Annotated in this window: 17 protein-coding genes and 1 riboswitch; of the genes, 9 read left to right on the top strand and 8 right to left on the bottom strand. The window is 57.5% G+C overall.

Features of this window, described 5'->3' with window-relative positions:
* The first annotated feature begins 25 nt into the window (after positions 1 to 25).
* The 7 genes from BLQ12_RS06520 (at position 26) to BLQ12_RS06495 (ending at position 9,049) form a co-directional block, all read left to right on the top strand.
* Positions 26 to 3,076: a hybrid sensor histidine kinase/response regulator gene (locus BLQ12_RS06520; protein ID WP_092209469.1), complete on the top strand. Its 3,051-nt coding sequence runs from the start codon at positions 26 to 28 to the stop codon at positions 3,074 to 3,076.
* Between the two features lie 37 nt (positions 3,077 to 3,113).
* Positions 3,114 to 4,061 (top strand): chemotaxis protein CheW, encoded by a 948-nt coding sequence (locus BLQ12_RS06515; RefSeq protein WP_175469545.1) that lies wholly within the window; start codon positions 3,114 to 3,116, stop codon positions 4,059 to 4,061.
* 135 nt (positions 4,062 to 4,196) lie between these two features.
* Positions 4,197 to 4,724 (top strand): chemotaxis protein CheW, encoded by a 528-nt coding sequence (locus BLQ12_RS06510; RefSeq protein ID WP_092209465.1) that lies wholly within the window; start codon positions 4,197 to 4,199, stop codon positions 4,722 to 4,724.
* A complete protein-coding gene (locus tag BLQ12_RS06505) occupies positions 4,702 to 5,988 on the top strand; it encodes a M16 family metallopeptidase (RefSeq protein ID WP_092209463.1) in 1,287 nt (428 codons plus the stop codon). The genes BLQ12_RS06510 and BLQ12_RS06505 overlap by 23 nt, the downstream gene beginning before the upstream one ends.
* Before the next feature lie 133 nt (positions 5,989 to 6,121).
* Positions 6,122 to 6,277, top strand: coding sequence for a hypothetical protein (locus BLQ12_RS27320; protein ID WP_175469544.1), 156 nt, complete (start codon positions 6,122 to 6,124; stop codon positions 6,275 to 6,277).
* A gap of 91 nt (positions 6,278 to 6,368) precedes the next feature.
* Positions 6,369 to 6,734: a response regulator transcription factor gene (locus BLQ12_RS06500; RefSeq protein ID WP_092209461.1), complete on the top strand. Its 366-nt coding sequence runs from the start codon at positions 6,369 to 6,371 to the stop codon at positions 6,732 to 6,734.
* Between the two features lie 95 nt (positions 6,735 to 6,829).
* Positions 6,830 to 9,049: a methyl-accepting chemotaxis protein gene (locus BLQ12_RS06495; protein ID WP_092209459.1), complete on the top strand. Its 2,220-nt coding sequence runs from the start codon at positions 6,830 to 6,832 to the stop codon at positions 9,047 to 9,049.
* 187 nt (positions 9,050 to 9,236) lie between these two features.
* Here the strand turns inward: BLQ12_RS06495 and BLQ12_RS06490 are convergent, their stop codons facing one another.
* Positions 9,237 to 10,664, bottom strand: coding sequence for an aminotransferase-like domain-containing protein (locus tag BLQ12_RS06490; protein ID WP_092209457.1), 1,428 nt, complete (start codon positions 10,662 to 10,664; stop codon positions 9,237 to 9,239).
* Positions 10,665 to 12,055: 1,391 nt separating this feature from the next.
* Between BLQ12_RS06490 and BLQ12_RS06480 the strand changes: the two genes are divergently transcribed.
* Together BLQ12_RS06480 and BLQ12_RS06475 are read left to right on the top strand one after the other, a co-directional pair.
* Positions 12,056 to 12,349 carry a hypothetical protein gene (locus BLQ12_RS06480; protein ID WP_092209453.1) on the top strand — a complete coding sequence of 98 codons (294 nt, stop codon included), beginning with the start codon at positions 12,056 to 12,058 and terminating at the stop codon, positions 12,347 to 12,349.
* A gap of 177 nt (positions 12,350 to 12,526) precedes the next feature.
* Positions 12,527 to 13,228, top strand: a complete 702-nt coding sequence (locus BLQ12_RS06475) for an aspartate/glutamate racemase family protein (protein ID WP_254782005.1) — start codon at positions 12,527 to 12,529, stop codon at positions 13,226 to 13,228.
* Positions 13,229 to 13,405: 177 nt separating this feature from the next.
* Here BLQ12_RS06475 and BLQ12_RS06470 read toward each other — a convergent pair whose 3' ends face one another.
* From BLQ12_RS06470 to BLQ12_RS06440, 7 genes are all read right to left on the bottom strand, one after another.
* The gene (locus tag BLQ12_RS06470) at positions 13,406 to 14,467 is read right to left on the bottom strand and encodes a haloacid dehalogenase-like hydrolase (RefSeq protein ID WP_092209451.1); all 1,062 of its coding nucleotides are present in this window, start codon (positions 14,465 to 14,467) and stop codon (positions 13,406 to 13,408) included.
* A 206-nt stretch (positions 14,468 to 14,673) separates the two neighbouring features.
* Positions 14,674 to 14,755, bottom strand: a riboswitch (cyclic di-GMP riboswitch).
* A 357-nt stretch (positions 14,756 to 15,112) separates the two neighbouring features.
* Complete coding sequence (locus tag BLQ12_RS06465; protein WP_175469543.1) at positions 15,113 to 16,102, bottom strand: ABC transporter substrate-binding protein; 990 nt, start codon at positions 16,100 to 16,102, stop codon at positions 15,113 to 15,115.
* Positions 16,103 to 16,413: 311 nt separating this feature from the next.
* On the bottom strand, positions 16,414 to 17,190 hold the full coding sequence (locus BLQ12_RS06460; RefSeq protein WP_092209446.1) for an ABC transporter ATP-binding protein: 777 nt from the start codon (positions 17,188 to 17,190) through the stop codon (positions 16,414 to 16,416).
* Positions 17,187 to 17,975 carry an ABC transporter permease gene (locus BLQ12_RS06455; RefSeq protein WP_092209444.1) on the bottom strand — a complete coding sequence of 263 codons (789 nt, stop codon included), beginning with the start codon at positions 17,973 to 17,975 and terminating at the stop codon, positions 17,187 to 17,189. The genes BLQ12_RS06460 and BLQ12_RS06455 overlap by 4 nt, the downstream gene beginning before the upstream one ends.
* Before the next feature lie 338 nt (positions 17,976 to 18,313).
* Positions 18,314 to 19,222 (bottom strand): DMT family transporter, encoded by a 909-nt coding sequence (locus BLQ12_RS06450; protein WP_092209442.1) that lies wholly within the window; start codon positions 19,220 to 19,222, stop codon positions 18,314 to 18,316.
* Positions 19,223 to 19,519: 297 nt separating this feature from the next.
* Entirely contained in the window at positions 19,520 to 20,911 is a 1,392-nt protein-coding gene (locus BLQ12_RS06445) for an SLC13 family permease (protein WP_092209440.1), read from the bottom strand.
* Positions 20,908 to 21,843, bottom strand: coding sequence for an NAD(P)/FAD-dependent oxidoreductase (locus BLQ12_RS06440; RefSeq protein ID WP_092209438.1), 936 nt, complete (start codon positions 21,841 to 21,843; stop codon positions 20,908 to 20,910). The genes BLQ12_RS06445 and BLQ12_RS06440 overlap by 4 nt, the downstream gene beginning before the upstream one ends.
* Between the last annotated feature and the right edge of the window lie 157 nt (positions 21,844 to 22,000).

The following is a 22,000-nucleotide window of genomic DNA, read 5'->3' as shown; positions in this document are numbered from 1 at the left end:
GTCAACATGGGGGACGTATTGTATCGTGGGATCTCAAAACAGCAGCATTGTCAGTGGGTTTATTGATGAAGTGACAACGTATATTCCGTTGCTTCGAAGCGGAATCAAGACCCTGTCCGCCGAGCCCCATCGCGTGGAGGTGGTCCAGGAGCTTCACCGGTTGGTCCATATCATTCACGGGGCAGCATCCCTGGTGGGGCTCGTGGCCCTCAGCCATGCGGCTGCACCCATGGAGGAAGCCCTTGAAGAGGCCATGGAAGGGGGATTGTCCGTGGATGACCCCCTCCTTGGCGCCATGGAAGAGACGGTGGGCTGTTTCGACGCCTTTGCCCGGGGCCAGGTGACGGGACGTGACCATGAGATTGCCATGGTGGCCGATTCTGTGGTGGTGTTCAGGCGCCTGCGGGGCCTGCCCGAAGCCGGTGATGACGAGGTGATGGCCCTGTTTTTTGAAGACCTCGGGGAGGATGTCGTCTCCGAGGCGCCCCTTGATGCTCCGGAGCCCGCCCTCTGCGTTGAAGAGGATGATGCGTTGGACCTGCTCCTGGCAGAGGATCCCCTGGGTGAGGAAAGCCTTCAGGGGATGCCCCTGCCCGGGGATGTGGCGGATGTGGACCCCTTTGCCTTTGAAGAGCCCCCGGTGGGACCGGACCCTTTTCCTGTGCAGGAGCCGGTGTGTCCTGCCGGGGCTTTTTCCGGGGAGGATGCCCCGAGGGGGGTGGCCCCCGAGATCCTTGCCGTGTTCAACGACGAGGTGGAAGAGCATGTGGAGTCCATCAACCGGAATCTGGAGGCCCTTGAAGCAGGGGTGACCGAAGCCATGCCCATGGGACCGGATGAGAAGGAGAGGCTTCGGCAGGTTCGCCGTGCGGTGCACACCATCAAAGGGGCTTCGAGTCTTGTGGGCATGACCGCGCTGCCCGCCTGGGCACACCGGGTGGAAGATCTCCTGGACTGGTTGTACGACGAGGCTTCGGAGATTACGCCGGACGTGGTGGCCGTGCTTTTGAAAGCAACGGACATCATGGCCCTTTTTCTGACAGACCCCTCCCGGGTGGCGGACCATGAGATGGACGGGCTGGACACGGCCTTTCGCCGCATTCGCGGCGCCTCCCCGGCGGGGGAGGCCCCCGTGCCGGAGGGCGCGGGCCATGAGCCGCCGGAGGAGAGCGCAGGGATCTTTGACTCCCTGTCCGTCGAGGAGGAGGAAACGGTTGCCCAGGAGGTCTTTCCAGCCGGAACGTCCGCTCCTTCGGGGACCTTTCGCGTGGGCATGGAAAAGCTCGATGACCTGGTTAACCTGGCTTCCGAACAGATTATCGCCCTGAGCTCCTTTGACCAGAAGCTGGACGCCCTGATGGGGACGGTCTCGGAACTGGACCTGTCCAGGGCGCGTCTGCGGGAGACTTCCCGGAGCCTTCAGGTGGGCTATGAAGTTAAGGCCATCGCAAAACCGGGGGCGGGCGCTGTTGAGGCGGCTTCGGGTGGCGCAGACCCGTTCAGCGATTTCGACAGCCTGGAGCTGGACCGCTACTCCGAATTCAACCTCATGCTCAGGGACCTTGCCGAATCCGCGGTGGACATCGGGGAGATTTACAGCGTCATGCAGACCCTCCACAGCGATTTTGAGGGGTATGTCACCCGGCAGCGGGTCCTGTTGAGCGAGCTCCAGGGAAAATTGATGCACATCCGCATGGCGCCCATGTCCGTGATCACGACCCGCATGCGGCGGGCGGTGCGGGAGGTGACCGACAGGCTTGGGAAAAAGGTGCGCCTGACCATCCGCGGGGAAGGCATCGAGCTGGACCGGGTGATCTGGGAAAAACTCGCCGATCCCCTCCTTCACATTCTTCGAAATGCCGTGGATCACGGCATTGAAGATCCCGAGACCCGCCGCAAGGCGGGCAAACCCGACACCGGGGTCATCGCCGTTTCCGCCTCCCGGGAGGGCAACGAGGTGCTCATCAGGATCCGGGATGACGGGGCCGGGCTGAACCTTGCGGCCATCCGCCGGAGAGCGGAGACCATGCCGGGGGTGGACGCTTCAGCCATGGATGACGACGAGCTGGTCTCCCTGGTCTTTGCCCCGGGGTTCAGCACGCGGGGCGAGGTGACGGAGATCTCAGGCCGTGGCGTGGGCATGGATGTGGTGAAGACCAACATCGAGGAGCTCAAGGGCTCAGTGCGCATCTCATCTTCCGGAGCGGGCAAAGGCACGGTCCTTCTCGTGCGCATTCCCCTGACCCTTGCCGTGACCCGGGCCATTCTCTGTACGGCCGCGGGCCGGACCTTTGCCGTCCCCTTGAATGAGATCAGCGATATCTTGAGGGTCTATCCGGCCAACATGCTGCATGAGCCCATGGAGTCGGTGCGGGTGGATGACGAGGTGTTTCCCCTCTATCACCTATCCCGGGTTCTGGGCATAACCGATGAGGACGCAAGCCGAAAGGGCGTGGGAGACAGGCCCCTTGTGCTCAAGATCGAGTCGCCGGAGAGAACGGCAGCCCTGGCCGTGGATGCCCTCCTTGGCCAGCGGGAGATCGTTATCAAGAGCCTCGGCAGTCACCTGCAATATGTCAAGGGCATCTCAGGGGCCACGGTCATGGGGGACGGAAGCCTTGTGCCGATCCTCAACGTCCGGGAGCTGCTGGACGGCGAGGTCGGTGAGACCCGCCCCGCTGCTCTGGCCAGCACCCCGTCGGCCGAGGCGCCTCTTGAGGTCCTCATTGTGGACGACTCCGTCAGTGTCCGCCAGGTGGTTGCCCGGCTGCTGGAGGACCAGGGCTGGAAAACCGCCTCGGCAAGGGACGGGGTGGAGGCCCTTGAAAAACTATCCTCCCTTCGTCCCGACGTGATTATCCTGGATGTTGAGATGCCCCGCATGAACGGCTACGAATTTTTAGGGGCGAAACGGTCCCATCCGGCGTACCGCGACATTCCGGTGATCATGCTCACCTCCCGATCCACGGCCAAGTATCGGGAAAAGGCAAGGACCCTGGGGGCCGACGGGTACGTTGTGAAGCCCTTTGACAACAGGCAATTTCTCAACCTGATCCAGAGCCTGACAATGACCTGATGGCGGCTGTGGCCAGATGACCCGGAAAGGGGGCCAGATGCATTCCTATTTATCGTTTACCGTGGGGCCGTTGAACCTGGGTGTGGACATGACCTCGGTGGTCTCCATCGACCAGGGCAGCCCGGAGCACGCAGGCAGGCAAACGGCACTGCGGCTGGGGTCGGTTTTGAACGGTGGGGAGGCGGTACCTCTGTACAGCGCCTCCCATCTCTTTGGGACGGGCGACTCCTGTCGGGATGCTTCTCCCGGCACCAAAACCGTGATCCTTCGCTTCGAAAGCGGCATCATTGCCCTGTCCGTGGATCGGGTCGGCAAGGTTATGGAGGGCTCCGATGCCGATATGGCAGAGATGCCACCGGTCTTTACAGGCCTTGCAAAGGCGCTTTTCCCAAAGGTCCTGCACGGTCCCGGGGGCTGGGTTCCCCTGATCAGCCCCGATGCCGTGGAACAGGCGGTGCTTTGGGCCTCTTTAAACCCGGTTGCAACAGAGGCCCCCGTGCCGGATGAGCCCGCCGCCGACCCAGGCGCGGCAGAGCCGTTTGATATACCGGATGCCGGGACCTGCGACATCGAGGTCGACCTTGTTCCGGATGATTTTCCCTTTGAAGAGGATGCCGGGGCTCCGGATATCGCGTTTGCCGTTGTGCCCGATGATTTTCCCTTTGAAGGGGATGCCGAGGTTCCCGACATGGTGTTTTCCGTTCTGGCCGACGAGCCCGCCTTTGAGGTGGATCTGGCGGCCATGGCCGGGGGCGATCCGTCCGAAGACGGGTCCCTGGTGGGCCCCGAAGGTGAGTGGCCCGTCGTAGACCAGGTTGAACCGCCGGATCTTTTGGCCCCCGATCCCCTCTCCCATGAGCTGGGGGCAGCCATCACCCCGGGCTTGCTGGAAAAGGTGGTCCGCCGTGTGGTCCAAGGCATGATGACAGAGATTGTCTCAGAGCTGGTGACCGGCCCTGGGGAGGGTATGGAGACAGAGTCTTGAAAGCAGGTTGCGGACGGGCGTTTGATTCAGCCGGCCTGAATCGGTGTTGTTAAGATCTGTGTATCAAATTTTTTAAAAGTTCAGCCCCCGGCAAGGCCGCCGGAGGCTCTTTCGTTTGAATGAAAAGAGAGACCCATGGATGTGAGTGAGTACAAAGCAGCCGCCTCGGGATCCCTGATCCTGGCACCTGCCGTGGGGACCTTCCCCGGGGGCGAGGCGGTGAGTTTTCTGTTCGGCATCTCCCAGGTGGAGGATATCCTGGGCGCCCTTGCGTTTTCCGGGGTGCCCTTTGCCCCGCCGTATGTCAGCGGGATATCGGGCTGGCGGGGGCTTGCCCTGCCGGTGCTTTCCCTTGAGACCCTCCTTGGGTTTGCCGGGGACACCAGCGGGTACAACGGCACGCGCATGCTTGTGGTGCGCAAAACGGGTTCGTCTGGCGAGCCGGATAATTGGAAACGAGCCCTTGTGCGCATCGCCCCGGGGGCCAGGCTGCTCGGCAATGCGCCCCGGACAGAGCCCCTGTGTGCGGGGGCTTACCTGGACGAAGCCCGGCTGCCTGCGGTGAAGGGCGTGTACCGCTGGGACGAAGGGCTGCTTGTGGTGCCCCATCTCGAACACATCCTGGGCGGAGAGTTGAATCATGTATTCTGCCACGACGCTTGAAAACGGTATCCGTGTGGTGACGGAGTCCATGCCCGAGACCCGGTCCGTGTCCGTGGGGATCATGGTCGATGCCGGTCCCCGGGACGAACCCCTGGGGAGCCACGGCCTGGCCCATCTGGCCGAGCACATGATGTTCCAGGGCACGGGAAGCCGAAGCGCCCGGGACATTGCCCTGATGATGGACGAGTCCGGCGGTCAGATGGGAGCCTTCACCACCCGGGATTACACCTGTTACACCGCAACGGTCCTGGATGATTACACCACCTATGCCCTGGATCTCATGGGAGACATTCTTCTGAACTCCGTGTTTCCTGAAGAGGCCCTGGAGAAGGAGAAACACTCGGTCCTACGGGAGATCGACGGAGCCGCCGACATCCCGTCGTCCCGCGCCCACGACGCCCTGAAATCCCATGTCTGGGGCCGTCACCCCCTGGGGCGCCCCGTGGCGGGGTTTCCTGAGGTGGTCCGGCGGTTGACCCGTGCGGACCTGATCTATTTTGTCCACCGGTACTACCTCCCCGACCGCATGATCGTGGCGGCCGCGGGCAACGTGAACCATGGGGATTTTCTCTCCCAGGTGCGCGATGCCTTCTGGCGGATGCTCGGCACGGGGGAGAAGACCCATACCCCCTTGCCGTCCTTTGCACCCGGGGTGGTGGTGGAGAATGTGCCTGTGTCCCAGGCCTATTTTGCCATCGGGCTTCGCTGCCTGCCCTATGCGGACGAGGGCCGCTACGGGGTTCACCTGCTCAACAGCATCATCGGCGGCGGGTCGAGCTCCCGGCTCTACGCCCGGTTGAGGGAGGAGCGGGGCCTGGTGTACCGCATCGGCTCGGAATACCACGCTTACGCCGATGACGGCATGTTCGTGATTGAGGGCAGCACGGCCCCGGAATACCTCACCCAGGTCCTTTGCCTTGTGCTGGTGGAGCTGTGGAAGCTGGCTTCAGGGGATGACCCGGTCTCCGACGAGGAGTTGTGGAAGGCGCGGATGCAGCTGCGCGCCCAGCACCTCATCTCCTCGGAGAACTCCAGCACCCGCATGAGCCGGCTCGCCACCCAGGCTTTTTACTTCGATCGCTTTCTCTCCGGAGAGGAGATCCTGTCCGCCATCGACTCCGTGGACAAAGGGGCACTTGCGGCCATGGCCGGAGGTGATCTTGCCCGTGCCCTGGGGGATGTGGCGATTTCCGTGGTGGGGCCCGAAGGCCCGGAGACGTTCACCCGTAAGGGCATCGAGGCGCTTCTGGCGGATTTTGCCTGAAGCCGATGGCCCCGGCGGGAGCCGTTGATGTTGTTTGGACTCTGTTTGTTAGATTTTTTTAAGTGTTTGTCTTCCGGCAGGCCTGCCGGAGGCTATGAGAACCCAGGAATAGACTAAGGGAGGGCTTTTTATCATGACCATCGACAACTCTGTGAAGAAAAACTGGATTGATGTGCAGAAGAAGCACGACGTTCCCGTCAACGCCATCGGGGTGAAGATCAACCCCAAGGACGAAAAGACGCTGAAGGTGTGGAAGGAAGAGGGTATCGATCAGTTTGTGAAGCGGTAGGGCCCGGCCACCGGCGGGGTGCCCATGGGCGCCCTGACAGCTTTGTGCGTTGGCAGTGCATGTTTTTTTTGAGTAATTCTGGAGTGAAACAATGGCAAAAAATACAATTCTGGTTGTCGAGGACAGCCCGACGAACATGATCCTTATGACCACCCCCCTTACCGAGGCGGGGTATGAGGTCATCACGGCCGTGGATGGGGAAGAGGCCCTTGAAAAAGCAACCGGAGAGCATCCCGATCTCATTGTCCTGGATGTGATCCTGCCGAAGAAAAACGGCTTTCAGGTGTGCCGACAGCTGAAGACGGCCCCGGATACCCAGGATATCAAGATCATCATGCTCACCAGCAAAACCCAGGACAGCGATCGGTTCTGGGGCACGAAGCAGGGTGCCGACGGGTACATGACCAAGCCCTTTGATACCGATGAGTACCTGAGTGCGGTGAAGGCGCTGCTCTGATTGAACGGGTACGGTTTGGAATATCCCCTGATGACACGGGGCTTTTTTGACGGCCTCCTGTGCACAGGCTGTCACGACAAGGAAGGAGTGGCGCATTGGAACGCTTAAAATCGTTTTTTCAGAGCCTCAAGATCGGTACCAAGCTCTCTTTTGGCATTGTATCGATGATCATTGTGGTTATGGCGGCCTTGTTGATGACCATCATCAACTCGTACCGTGCTAACCTTATTGCCAACAGCCATGAGCTGATGCTGTCCTCGATTCAGCGTGTGGCCCAGTCCACCGAGGCGGACATTTCAGCCACCGCGCAGATGGTGCGGGCAACGGCCATATCCCAGGCCACGGGGGTTTTCGGCGACCGTGAAGGGACCCTTGAGCAGATCAAGGCAGGGGTAAAGGCATTTCCCAGCTGTTTCGGTATTGCCATCAACTACGAGCCCAACGCAGACGGTCAGGATGAGGCGTACGTTGAGGACAGCGTGCATACCATCAACGGCCGGTTTCTTCCGTTCTACTACTGGAAAGACGGGCTCAAGCGCGACGAGATGGTTCCCAGCAAGAGTATCCAGACCGCCAAGGGGTGGTATCAGGTGCCTAAGAAAAAGGCCAACGAGATGCTTGCCGGCAGCGATGTAAAAGACCTGATGCATTATTCGGATGTCTATCTGACCCGTGGTGTGCCCACCGTCTCCATTGTGCATCCCATCATCGTCGACAGGGCGTTTAAAGGCGTTGTGTCCGTGGACATGTCCATGATCAACGCACAGGTGAACCTGAAAAAGCTCAAGCCCTACCAAACAGCCAAAACCTTTCTTGTCAGTGCCAAGGGGACGATCCTTGCCGGCGAATTGTTCGGGGACAAAAAGGTGGGGGCTGCGGTGTATGATGAGCCCGGGTACAACGACGCCTTTTTCCGGTTCTTCAAAGAGCACACAGGCGGAATGCTGGAACAGGCGCGGGCTTCGGACGGAAAAGAGATTTACTATGTGTTCTCCCTGCTTCCCACCACCGGCATGGTGGTGGGCATGGCCGTTGAAAAATCGGAGATCGTAGCCCCCATCAACGCCTTGATTGCCAAGATCTCCGTCGGCGCCGTGGTGGCCGTGCTCTTTTGCCTGGGCGTTGTCTGGCTGGTGGCAAGGCGGATTGTTGTAAGGCCGGTCAACAACATCATGAATCTCTTCAGTGAGATCGGTATCGGTAACTTTACTGCCCGAGCCGATGTCATGAGTGGCGACGAACTCGGCATCATGGCCGAGAGCCTCAACGCCATGCTCGACAACACCCTCTCCCTTATCCAGAGCCGTGAAGAGCGTGACGCCATTCAAGACAGTGTCATGAAGCTCTTGACGGAAATCAGCGGCCTTACCGAAGGGGACCTCACGGTGCGGGCGGAGGTGACCGAGGACATGACAGGGGCCATTGCCGACTCCTTCAACCTCATGGCCGAGCAGATCGGGCAGGTGGTCCGGGAGGTAAAAACCGCTGCGGGACGCGTGACCGAAACCTCGGGCGTGGTCCATGAATCCACGGAAAAGCTGGCCGAGACCAGTACCCTCCAGGCCGAGCAGATCACAGGGGCCATCGGCGCCATCAGGGCCATGGCTGATACCATCCGCCGCGTTGCCGGCAGCGCCGTGCAGTCGGCCGAAGTGTCGGAGCAGTCCACGGTGAGCGCCCGTGAAGGGGCCGAGGCGGTAAGCAAGACCAACGCGTCTATGGCGGCCATCCGCGAAAACGTCCAGGAGACCGCCCGGGCCATCAAGCGCCTCGGCGAGAGTTCCCAGGAGATCGGCAACATCGTTCAGATCATCGGCGACATCGCCGACCGGACCTCGATCCTGGCCCTGAACGCCTCCATCCAGGCGGCCATGGCAGGAGACGCAGGCCGGGGTTTTGCCGTGGTCGCCGAAGAGGTCCAGCGCCTTGCGGAGCGGTCCACCAACTCCACCAAGCAGATCGACACCCTGGTGAAGAACATCCAGGGGGAGATCACCGAGGCCGGGGCCAGTATGGACGCCAGTATCCAGAGGGTGGTGGAAGGCTCTCAGCGGGCCGACGACGCCCACACCAAGCTGGAGGAGATCCGGGATGTTTCCGGGGAGCTTGCCATCCTCATCGGGGGCATCTCGCAGACCTCCGAAGAGCAGGCCAAGGAATCGGAAAAGATCACCCGGGCCATGGAATCCATCGGTGCCATCAGCGTCGATACCTCCGAGGCCAGCCTTGCCACCGCCGCCCGCATGAACGAGATGGAAGAGACGGCACAGGCCATGATGGGCTCCATTGCGGCCTTTACTGTGGACGAAGCTTAGGTCAAAATCTCCCCTTGCCTGAAGACAGGCGGCTCTTATCAACACCCCCTGAAGCATCGCTTCAGGGGGTGTTTTTTTTTGTGGGCGGGGGCGAGACGCTGAACTCCAGGCGGCGGGCTGTAAAGAAGGAGGGCCTTTTCCCGTGGTGGCAAGATGACATGGGACCTTGGTGTGGCTCCCATCGGTTTTATGTGTCCATCATATGACTGGCGGTATCCCCAATTATTTTGATCGCCTGTTCCATTTTATCACTCCAGGGGTATCCGCAATTGATTCTCATACAATTGGTGTACTTCTCTTGAGATGTGAAGATGGTCCCGGGAGCAAAGGCGATGTTCCGGGTAAGTGTCTTTTTGTATAGTTTTCCCGTGTCAATGCTTGGCGGTAACTCAACCCACAAAAGAAATCCTCCTTCGGGTCTGGTAATGCACGTACCGTGAGGAAAGTAGGTGGCGATATGATTCCGATACGTGGTCGTTTGATTACTGAAAGCGGCACTCATGCGTTTGAGGTGCCTCCCGTAGTGGCCGCTTGATAGATATTCGGCAAACGCATTCTGAATCAGTTTTGATGTGTTCATTGCACTTGCGCATCTTGTTTGCATCAGTTTTTCGTAATACTTCCCGGGAACGATCCAGCCAACGCCACCGGGCCCTATGGTTTTGGAAAACGAAGAAACCTGGACCACATGTCCGGACTCCTCGAATGATGCCAGGCTTTTCAGGTGAAGATGATCATAGCTGAGGTCTCGGTAGGTGACATCCTCTATCAAAAGAATCGAGCGACTTTCTAAAAGAGCGGTTATCTCACTCTTTTTTTTGTCTGGGTAACGAAACGATACGGGGTTGCCAAAGTCCGGTTGAAGTATGCATGCCTTGACCTCATATGCATCGATTGCTTTTCGGAGATCATCGATTTCGATTCCGCTTGAAACGTCAGTCGGTATTTCAAGGGCGTATAACCCAAGGGATTCAAGGAGGGGAAGGTATCCGAAAAATGTCGGGGACTCAAGCAGTACCGTATCACCAGGATGTGTGAGTGTTCGAAGGACAATATCCAGGGACTGGGTTGCTCCGGTTGTAATGATGATTTTTTCGGCGTCAGCTTTGAACGTATAGTCGCTGATGTGGCAGGCGATCTGGTTTCTCAGCTGAAATGATCCCTGGGGTTCCTCATATCGCATCAGTTCAAACCCTGGGGTATTGAGTAACTGTTTGATGATTTTCTTGAGCTCTTTACCTGCGAGAAGCTCCTCCGATGGGACCGCACCGTTAAGCGGTACGATATCCGGGGAAGACATGGCCTTCAGTATGGATCGGTGAAGGTTGGATTTGTTGATTTTCGTGGGTTGGAGTCGTATGGAGGACTTCTCCGGCAGCGGTGCTTGAGGCGCCGTAAGACCGGTGGCATAGAATCCCGATTGCGGCCGTGCTTCAACGACCCCGAGCCTTTCAAGATCTATATAGGATTTCATGATCGTTGCAATGCTCAAGCCCATTTTGTCACTCATATCCCGCAATGAAGGCAGTTTTTCTCCTGGAATCAGCACCCCTGTATCAATCATTTCAAGAATTCGTTCAGATACGGTTTCATATTTGAAATGTGTTTTTTTCATACGGAAAGAATCCGGGATTGCTCGTGCAATGTACTGTTATTAATTCGGTAATTTGGCTTATGCTGGTTAAGGGAAAACTGTTACGGTCGATATCAACCATTATTGTATCTGTTTTTACCCAAACATACGTATTAATGAAAGAGTAAATTTTTTAAGTAATGGAAAAGATCAATAAATTTCTTATTGGAGTTGTTTTGTTCTTTTATTTTAAACGTATAAAGTTATTCGTTGAGCCGGGTGGGTGATAGGGTTCCATGTCGTGGAGGCGTTGGCCCGGTTATGGAGTGAGAAAAAGTCCGGGTCAAAGCAATAGAGTGCTGTTGCTGCCAGCTATCACAGAAAATTCAGGTGTTTCAAAAAAACAAAATGCAATTCACGGTTTTTTATTTCATTTTCTCGCCCTTGGGGCGATTCGATGTCTGATGTTCGTTTGTTTTGCTCAAGGGGGTTTCTGGTCTGTGTTGATATCGCATGGGTCTGTCTGTTGCAGTAAAATCTATCTATATTTTGAATGGTTACGTGGTACATGAAGATGTAATTTTTTGATCATGGTTTCGGTTCATCGCACGCTGCTGATGAGTGGGGGATGATGGATTTATCAAGTTTTCAGAACGGTATCGTTGCGGTCAGTTGATTAATCCGATGAGCACTCAGTACAATATTGGGGGATATCTTCGAATTCCTATTTGCTTCGACGATGAACCTTACACTTTGGTGTTAAATCACCTGATTGATGAATCTCTTGATTTTTCTAACAGATTTCGTACAGCGGGTGATCTGTCGCAGCATTGTAGGGAGGACACAGAAACGCACATTAAGTATCAAATGACTTTACCTTACATTCTATCCGAAGCATGGCCCTTTTGTCACCAAAGGGCCATGCCGTGCCAAGAGGAAAATTATAGCTATGTCATGATAAAAATGCATGACAGCATGGCAGATGGCTTCAGTCCATTACTTTATGCTGATCGGCTCTCAGAATTGTTGACCTGTGTTGCCAATGGGCAAGGCGAACCGCCTCTCGAGAAACGTGAGTCAGTCATGAAGGCTGCAATAGAAACGGAAAATGCGTATTTCGAATCCCAGGATTTTCGGCGGATATGGTGTTTCGGGAAAATCATCTTGTGAAATATATTTGTGCTGGTTTTGAAAATCATTAGATTTCAGAACTTTTTTAAATGATCCAGAACATTTGGCATGGATATAGAAATTCAATGATTGTGCCCAAATATCGGTTGATTCTTTAGCGTAGTCATAAATCACCTCATGATTGGAAAATTGGAACTTTTAATTGATGTGATAATAATTATATATTTCAATACTATATGTTTGATTCGGCGGCATTAACTTTCTATTCTCCGTTCACTATTAACCCACCAAGGAGTCCCACCATGGCTTCACCGGACAGCCAATCCAGCCCCGTCATGTTTTCAGGGTCGGAGATCACTGAACTTTGCGATGCCATCAAAGACGTCCATCGCCTCCTCACATCTGTGGGGGTGTTCTTTTCCGAACTGGAAGCAACCGAGGCCCCTGGAGGAAACGGTCTTCAGATCGATTTTAAGAAATGGGGCCTCCGAACCATCATCGAGGATCTTTTGGAACGGCAATACAAGGCCGTGGATCGGATTGTGTCGTTTTACAGGGAGGAGCAGGAACGAATGTGCAAGGGAGGGAAAAGGTGAATAGTGAGTGGTGAATCAATGCCGTTGCATTAAGCTGGGGCTTTATATCTGAAGTAGAACTTACCCCTTAAATTTATAGGGTTCCTTGGAGGCGGGCGTCCAGGCCAGAAAGCCTCGAAGCACATGAAAAATGCCATTAGAAGCTGGTTCTCTGTCCCAACTGATAAAAGGAGATGAGTGCTCATAAATAAGATCGGATTGATTGGCGGGATGGGGCCAGAGTCGACGTTGGATTACTACCGAAAGATCATCCATGCATTCAATGGGGAATGCAACGGGTTGTATTACCCTGAAATAATCATATACGGTGCCGATATCAATGAACTCATGGCCTTTGTGCTGGCTGAGCGCTGGGAAGACCTCTCCGATTGGCTTTTGAATAAAATAGTGTCCTTGCACCATGCCGGAGCCGAATTTGCTGCCATCGCGTCCAATACTCCCCATTATGTCTTTGACGATATCCAATCGAAGTCCCCGGTTCCGTTGCTCAGCATCGTTGAGACCACCTGCATCAGAGCTCAGCAGATGGGGTTTCAAAATATTGGCCTGATGGGGACGATGCTGACAATGGAGACGGGATTTTATAAGACGCGGTTTGTTGGCAAAGGGATGAATGTAATCGTGCCTTCGAAAGAGGAGCGAGAGCTTATTCACCGGAAACTGTTTGCAGAGATTGAGTTAGGCATTATTAAAGATTCGACTCGCCAGGAGTTGCTTTCCATTGTGGACAGAATGGTGGCTGAACATGACATCGATGCATTGATTTTGGGATGCACGGAACTACCTCTGATTTTGCCGGAAAACGGTTGTGGGATTCATTTTCTGAATACAACGGCTATCCACTGTGAGCGTATTGTTGAGTATTGTCTTGGAAAATAGCCCAGATGGTTATGAATACAAGGGAAGGGGCTCCGTCCCCTCCCCATTCATACTCAAGTGGGGGAGAGGACGGAGTGGGGAGCCGGCACTGGATATGGCACCATCGGGGGGGATGCCGTGTGGGGACGGCATACGTATGGTGCCCGGATAAGTGCGCGGCTCCCCGGGAAAGCGGAGTTACAAAATGCCGATATCGGCGGGTCGGACCATGAGCCAGCGCTTGTTGGCCGATGGATAGTGCCAGGCCTCCTGCTGCTGCCGGGCTCGGATCTTGCGGGCTTCTTTGGTGGCCTTCCAGTCGGCCTCCCTGTGGTTGATCCAGAGCTTGATGCCCCCGAACTCTTCGGCCTCAAAGAGCATGGGGTGGTCGTTGGGGGAATCCCCGGCCACCAGAACCGGGCGGTTGACCGGGTGGATATAGTCTTTGATGGCCCAGACCTTGCCGAAATACATGGTGTTGGGGCTCCACAGGGTGGGGGTCAGCTCCATGGCCATGTGCCTTGCTTTGGGGTAGGTCTCATCGAAGAAGTGACCCCGTTCAATCTGGAGACGGGCCGTGGTGATTTCCCCGGTTTCGCGATCCTTGAGCAGGGTGCTGACGCCGATGACGTTTTCGGGCTTGATGTTGAGGCCGTACCTGGGGTCGCAGGCCACCATGCGGACCAGCTCTTCCAGGGCCGTGGAGATGAAGATCACTTCAATGCCGTTTTCCTGCATGGCGTTGATCAGCTCCCGCATGCCGGGGTAGATCCGGGGCGCCTCCACCTCAACGTCTACGAGCTCGCCGTTGCGCCGGTGTTTGGCGGGGATGCTGGCCCCGTTCAGAGCAAAGAGATCGTCCACGTGCCCCTTGAGCTCTTCTAATGTAAACCCGGCAAAGACCCGGGCCATCCAGGGGGAGCCCACCTTGTTGTCGATATCGTAGAGCCTGCAGGCATAGGAGGTGAGGGTATCGTCCGGGAGAAAAGGGATGACTTTCAGGGACGGGGCAAGGGCCTCCGGGCCCATGAGCCCTTTGTTTTCCAGGTAGGGCAGCAGGGACTCTTCCAATTTTTGGTACCAGACGGTGTTGTCGCAGTCAAAGACCGCGAATTTTCCCTGGTAGGCATTGCGTTCAATGAGGCGGATGAGCTTGTGGCGCTCTGCCCGGGGCCAGTGCGTGAGCTCCGTGGCATGGGCGGTGCAGGCCAGGAAGATGAGGATCCCTGCAAAGAGAGCGACGTTGTGAAACCGTGTCATGTCTGCTTCTTCTCCTTATCATCGTGCGGTTTATAAAAAAGTGCGTGACTTTTTTAATCCTGCAGGCTGTGGAAAAAGCAAACCGGGGCACTTCTTTGCCCAGCGTGTTGACGGAGTCGGTGCGAGGAATAACCCGGGGGCCTTGTCGCGTGGATGTCGGTCGGTGATGCCTCGGCGCGGGGCCGGTGGCCTTCGGTTGACATCGTTCGGGTAACCCGGCTGTCTTCGTTTCGGGGAAGATCCGTGGCTTTCCGTCCCTGCTTCACAGCAGGTTTGGCTTTTTCCAGCGTCGGCCCCGACGGCGAAAGGCGATCGAGGGGTGGTCGGGAAAAAAGAGTGTATGGACTCTGAGGAAATTGGGTTTCTATTAAAACCAGCAAACATAATGCGTTATCTGGCAATCTTTTTGCTGTCCTAGTTAGATATAAACCATATGAGTTGACTGTTGGTCAATGCTTGTTTTGACTTTGATGAAAAAAAATGATGGGTCGATTTTGGCTGGTTATTTTCAGTAAATCAGTAAAGAGAAGGCGGGGTGAGGCAATGCCTTGATGTCCTTGGGGATTGTGGCACGGAAGAAGGCCGGAATACCCGGGGCCGGAGGATCGTCTCCGGCCATTCAGGCATGGTGGTTTCATTCGTTTTTCAGCGCAGGTAGCGGTCTGTGGAGGCTGTGCTGAAATCAGGCACCTTTTGGACCTTTCCGTGGGCCTTTAAAAAGGCGGCGGTTTCCGAGAGGCTGGAGAGGATGGGCGCGTCCATGGTGAGGGCATAGGTGTGCCGCTCCATGGCCGATTGCATTACCTCCGGTGGGAGCCCTGTGGCCCGGGCCATGATGGCTGCCGTCTCCTCCGGGTGTGCCCGGACAAAGCCCTCGGCGGTTTTCAGGGCTTCCATGAAGGCGAGGGTGTCGGCTTCGCGGTTTGTCAGAAACTCGTTTTGGGCCAGGAGCATGATGGGGTACCGGTTTCCCAGCCCCCCGAAAGTCATGAGCTCCCGCCCCCCCTTGAGTTCTCCCATGGAAGGCGTGGGCTCACTGGCGGCAAAGGCTTCGATGGAGCCTGCGGCAAGGGCCTCCGGAAGGGTGGAGGGCGACAGGTCCGTTACGGTGATGGATCCGGCGGGCATGCCTGCGGCGGCCATGGCCGCAAGAAATCCCCCGTAGGTGGAGGTCCCCTTTTTGATGCCCACGCGTTTGCCCGAGAGATCGGCCAGGGTCTTGTACGGCGAGCCGTCGCGGACAATGAGGCGGTGGCGGTGTTCCCCGGTGCAGTGGCTGGCGATGATGGTGAGGTTTTCCGAGCGGGAGGCGCTGATGATGGCCGTGGTGTCTCCCATGGTGCCGAAGTCCGCCGAGCCGGAGTAAAGGGCCTCGGCGCAGGCCGGCCCGTTGTTGAACCGAAGGGGTTTGACGTCAAGGCCCTGGTCGGCAAAGAACCCTTTTTCAACCGCAATGACGGGAAGGGCACTGCCGATGCGGTTCTGGAAGGCAAAACGGATGGGCTCCGAGGCTGTTTTCGGCTTTTCCGTGCAGGCTGCAATGGCGACCAACAGCCCAAGGGTCAGGACCAGAAAAAGGGGGCGAGGGCATCGCCCCCGTGGTGTGATGGTGGTGAAAAGAGCTGTGGGTGCCATTTGCATGGTTCCTTTTGTCGTGTCGGTTGTCTGTGGAAGGGCTGGCATAAAAATTAACGGTTCAGATAGCAATGCCTTTCACGGTCAACGTGAGAAAAAAACTCCGGCGGCTAAGCTTCTAAAAAATTTAATGAACAGGCTTTAAAAAACAGATTCAGACCAATCAAAATCAATAGCGAATGTGATTTTCCCTGAGGAACGAAGGGGAAAGCGCATTCGCAACCTGCTTTCGAGGTGGCTCACCTCGCCGCCGGAGGCAAGCTTTTTCCACCCACTTTAACCATAGAAGGCATCGCTTTTGGATGCTTTATTCATGCATCGACCCTGGTGGGGCCGATGCAGCAGGGCAGGGCGTTGAGTTCGCGTCTCAGGTCCCGCACAACCGCCTCCATTTCCGGTGAGTAGCGTGTTCGGGGACGGGGCAGGCTGATGGGTTTGTCTGCTCGGATGTTGCAGGGGGACGGGCCCATGACGATGACCCGGTCTGCCAGGAAGGCGGCTTCCTCCACGCTGTGGGTGACGTAGACGACGGTTTGGCCGAATCGCCCCCAGAGTTTGAGGAGCTCGTCCTGGAGCCTCTCCCGGGTGTTGGCGTCCAGGGCGCTGAAGGGCTCGTCCATGAGCAGGACGTCAGGCTTTAAGGCCAGGACCCGTGCGATGGCCACCCGCTGCTTCATGCCGCCGGACAGGGTGTGGGGGTAGGCCCTGGCGTGGTCGGCCATGCCCACCAGCGCCAGGTGGTGCAGGGCCTCTTCGGCGCAGGTTTTTCCGGGTTGTCCCATCTGATGAAGCCCGAACGCCACGTTTTTCTGCACCGTGAGCCAGGGAAAGAGGGTGGCCTCCTGGAAGACGACCCCCCGCTCCGGCCCGGGGCCTGTGATCTCTTGATCGCGGAAACGAAGGCTCCCGGAGGTGGGGTGGGTGAACCCTGCGATGAGGTTGAGAAGGGTTGTCTTCCCGCACCCGCTGGGGCCGAGGATACAGGCGAATTCTCCCCGGGAAAGGGAGAGGGAGACATCCGCTAAAATAGACGGGCCCGAGGCCCCGTTGGTTCCGTAGGTTTTGTGGAGGCCGCAACACGAGATCATGATTCGTCGCCTGTGAGGTACCACCTGGCGATGGTTCGCTCTTCAAGGGGTTTGAACAGGAGGTGCTCCACCAGAAGACCGATGAGGCAGATGATGCCGATGCAGGAAAATGCCGAGGCGTAGTCCAGGGTCCAGCGCGCCTCAATAATGGCGTAGCCCAGGCCCGTGCCCGTGCCCACCACCATTTCGGCTGCCACAAGGACCCGCCACCCGTTGCCCAGGCCGATGCGAAGGCCGCTGATGGTGGCCGGAAGGGCCCCGGGCAGCAGCACGCGAAAGAGCAGGGTATTTCCCTTGGCCCCCATCATGCGCGCCGCCCGCAGGTAGGTTTCGTCGAGCTGCTGCACCCCGGATAAAACGTTCAAGGCAATGGGGGTAAAGGCGGTGACGGCGATCATGGAGACGGTGGCTGCCTCGCCGATGCCGAAGCAGAGGATGGCCACGGGAATCCAGGCGAGGCCCGGGATCAGCTGCAGAACATGGAGAATGGGAAGGGTGGCGTCTCGGAGCGCCTTGGACCACCCGGAGAGGAGGCCGTAGCCGATGCCGCAGATGGCGGCGATACCAAAGCCGGTGAGCCAGCGCAGGAGGCTGTCCCCGACGTGTCGGGCCAGGGGCGCTTCGGAGAGCGGGGCGCCTGCAAGAAGGGCCGCGAGGGTCCGGCCCACCTCCCAGGGGGTTGGAAAGGCCACGTGTCGGTTGGCCTGGATCATCAGGGCCATCCCCTCCCAGAATATGAGAAAAATGAGAAAAGGGAGCATTTTTCTTAGGATGGTTTTTGCCATGGGAGTTCCTGTCTTGGGGTTGGCTTTTCATTTTAGCGGTATGTACGGGGCGTTGCGGCGGTTTCTGATGGGACACGCACCCCGTGTGATCTTGAGATAATATGCAATTTTCAGTCCAAGAGTATCTCATGTTTTGGGCGGGGGGGCACGGAAAAAGTGGGCAGCGGGGACGTGTAAAAGAGGTGGGTTGGCGGAGGGCGTGTTTGGGGAGAGGGAACGGTTGAGCAACCGGATACCGCTGTGCATTGACCGGAGGCACCAGGGGCAAAACACAGCGGTAACACGCTTTCGAGGTGGCTCACCTCCTGAATCATTACGAAATGCGACTGCGCATCGTATTACGCATCGGCGCGTATCATGCCGGGCTCATCCCCTGCCTCTGTACTTTCCGGGGCTCCGGCCAGGAGCACGCCGCCGACGACCAGGGCCGCGCCCAGGTATTGCATGGGGAGCAGGCGTTCTCCGAGGATGAGGTAGGCCAGGACCAGGGTGGAGACGGGGATCAGGTTGGCAAAGAGGATAACGTGGGCCGCTTTGATCCGGGTGAGTGCGTAGTTGATGACAACGTAGACGAAGAAGGTGATCCCCACACCCAGGTAGACCATGCTGGCAATGGCTTTCCAGGAGATCTCGGCGGGCACGGGACCGGCCAGGGCGCCGGGGAGAAAGAGCAGAGTGGCGCCGAAGACCTGGATGGCCGAGAGAAAGAGGAAGGAATAGCGCTCGGCAAGGTGTTTGACGGTCAGGGCGTAGGCCGTGGAGGAGAGCACCCCGCAGAAGATGAAGAGGTTGCCGAGGAGGGGGCGCGAAGCCGCGGCGTCGGCCTTGCCGAAGGCCGAGACGACAACGACCCCTGCAACGGCGGCACAGATGCCCATCGCACATCGGGTGCTCACCTTCTCTTTGTAGAAAAAGAGGGCGCCCAGGGCCGCGGCAAGGGGGGCGCAGGCCACAATCATGCCTGCCTGGGACGCCGAGGTGTAGGCGAGCCCTGAGGTTTCAAAGCTGAAGAGGAGAAAGGGCTCACACAAAGCAAGGAGGAGCAGGAATTTCCAATCTCCCTTTTGATATGCGGGCTTGGGGATTTTGTGCCAGATCACAGCGTAGATCACCGCGGCCAGAAACACCCGGGCCAAAAGGATCTGGGGCAGGGTAAACGAGCCGATGAGCAGTTTGATGACGATAAAACCACCGCCCCAGATAATGTGGGCGACGACGAGAAGCAGGAATAAAAGGGCCGTGGGCATGGGATTTCCTTACATGTTAGCAGAAGAGAAAAAACTAAAAAAACAGCCTACGGCGGCAAGGTGTGCCACCTTGAAAGCTGGTTACCCCTGTGTTTTTCCCTTCGTTCCTCAGGGAAAAGCACAGGGGCTTTGGTGAATCAGGTTATCGGAAGCGTTTTGCCGTGTATCGCTCCAGGGTAGAAGGGGGGGCAGCCGTCGAGGGGTTCTTTGTCATCTCATGGATGTTTTCAGCCATGAGATGACAAAACGTGAATACCCCCGGTGGCCACGGGCAAAGCCCGGAGCATTCGCGAACCTTTAATAGCCGATCCACTGCCAGTAGGTGGTGGCCACGATGACCACGGCGATGCCGGAGAGGACCATGCGGGGGAGCATGATCTGGATCAGGTACTTCATGCGGACGTAGCCCGTGGCGAACATGATAAGGGCCGGAGCCAGCTCGTAGGGGAAGAGGAACTGGTCGAGTCCGTAGAAGAAGCTGTAGAGAAGGGGCTGGGTGTTGAGCCCCAGGTTCGCGGCGATCTCGGCCATGGGGATGCTCAGGGAGCTGGCCGCAGCCACGGGGGTGAGGGCCAGGTTGGCCAGGATCCCCACGCCGTAGGCAAAAATCGAGGTACCGGCCAGGCTCTCCATGTTTTGCAGGTAGGGCACGACTTTTCCCGCCATCCATGCGGGGATGCCGAGGCTTCCTGCCACGATGCCCACAGCCATGCAGGCGATGATGAAAAAGAGGATGGGGAACTGGACCTCTTTGACGTCCTCGACCTTGAAGAGGCTGAACAGGGGGGTGAATCCCAGGAGGATGACCCCGCAGAAGGCGTAGTACCCAGGGATGCCGTGGAATTTTTCCGTGGCAAAGGCGATGACGGCCAGGATGGTTAGAAAAAGGGTCTTTTTCTCATCACGGTTCATGGCGCCCATGGCCTCGATCTCTTCGTGGGCGTGGGCCCGGCACTGGTCGATGTATTGCCCAAGCTCCCGGCTTCCGAACACGTGGAGGATGCCGATGCAGAAGAGGGCGTTGATGAGGCTGTAGCCCAGGTTGTCGATGAAGAAGCTGAACCACTCGATGGGGACGCCCATGTCCTTGACCATGAGCAGGCCCACGATGCCGACGTTGTTGGGCAAAAAGTTGGTGGCAGGGACCGTGGCGCCGAAGAAGGCGGCCATGATCAGGGTGGTGGCCGCTTTGGACCCTTTTTCAAGCCCCATCTTGGCGCACATGCCCGAGGCGATGGTCATGAAGAGAATCACCACAGTGATGACGTCCGGGATGATGGCCCCCACCACGTACCCGGCGATGATAAAGGCTCCGTAGAGTTTCATGGGGGTGGAGCCGATGTGGTAGATGGTGAGAAGGGCGATGCGGTCCGAGAGCTTGGTGCGTTCCATGAGCCCGCCGATGAGCATGCCGCAGAGGATGACCCAGGGGATGGGGGTTGTCCAGCCCACAAAGGCAAGGTCCGGGGAGGCGACCCCTGTGACGATGTACATCATCAGGAGCAGCACCGCCGTGGTGAACAGGGGCATGATCTCAAAGGCAAAGCCGGAGATGGCAAAGATGGTGAGGAACCAGTAGGTGGTGACCTTCGGAGCCTCCGGGTTGTGGAGCAGAAAGGCGCCGAGGGACGCGAAGAGGAGGGTCAGGGCCCAGCCCCTTGTTTTTTGTGAAGTCAGCAATGCAGTCATGATACGTTCCCTTTGAGGTTGCGAATATAGCGTTCAACGGAGAGTGCTGCAACCGTTGCGTCACCCATGGCGGTGGTAATCTGCCGGTATACCTTTTCATTGATGTCTCCGGCGCCGTACACACCGGGGATGTCGGTGCCCATGTCGGCCCCGGCCAGGATGTAGCCTTTGTCGTTTAAGGCCACCTGGTCCCTGAAAAGATCATTGTTGGGGGTCTGGCCGAGGAAGACAAAGACCCCGTCCACGGGGAGGGTTTCCTGCTCCCCTGTGGCGAGGTTTTCGACGACGGCGCCGGTGAGGCGGCCTTTGTCGAGACGGAGGTCCACCAGTTTTGTGCCGGTGCGGGCGTCGGTCCGGTCATGGGCCAGGAGCTGCTTTTGCGTGGATTCGGCGGCAAAGAAACGGTCTTCGGTCTCCACGAGGGTGAGGTGGGAGACACCTATCTGAAGCAGGTAGAGGCTTTCGTCAAAGGCGCTGTTGCCGCCGCCCAGGACCAGGACGCGTTTGCCTTTGTAGGCACCGCCGTCGCAGACAGCGCAGTAGTGCACCTCATCGCATTCGTGGGGAAGGTCAAGGGGCACGGGTTTTCGCCCGGTGGCAAGGATCACCGCTTTACTGTGGTAGACCTCCTCGTCGGTCTCAACGGTTTTCATCTCCCCTTCAAGGCTGAGGGCCTCGATCTCGCATACCTCTTCCACGGGCACGGAGAGGCTGTCCACATGGGCGCGCATCTTCTCCACCAGCTCCATGCCGTGGATGTTCGGGTAGGAGGGGACGTTCTGCACCGTGTGGGTGGAATTGACGAGCCCGCCGGTGACGCTCTCTTCAAGGATCACGGTGTGTAAATTGGCCTGGGCCGCATAGATGGCGGCGGTCATGCCTGCGGGGCCTCCCCCGACAATGACCAGGTCGACGTGTTGTTCCGGTTTCATCTGTATCTCTCCAAATCAAGGTGCGCTTCACCCCGGCAGGGCGAAACAAAGGGTCCACACGTCGCGATCATGTGGGGGGATTGCTGGCAGAAAGACGTGCCTTCTAAAGCATGCCTCCGGCGGCCAGGGGATGATCCCCTGGACCCCAGGTTGCGAA

It is taken from the genome of Desulfoluna spongiiphila, assembly GCF_900101345.1.
Taxonomy (GTDB): domain Bacteria; phylum Desulfobacterota; class Desulfobacteria; order Desulfobacterales; family Desulfolunaceae; genus Desulfoluna; species Desulfoluna spongiiphila.
This window is presented reverse-complemented; position numbering and strand designations above follow the sequence as displayed.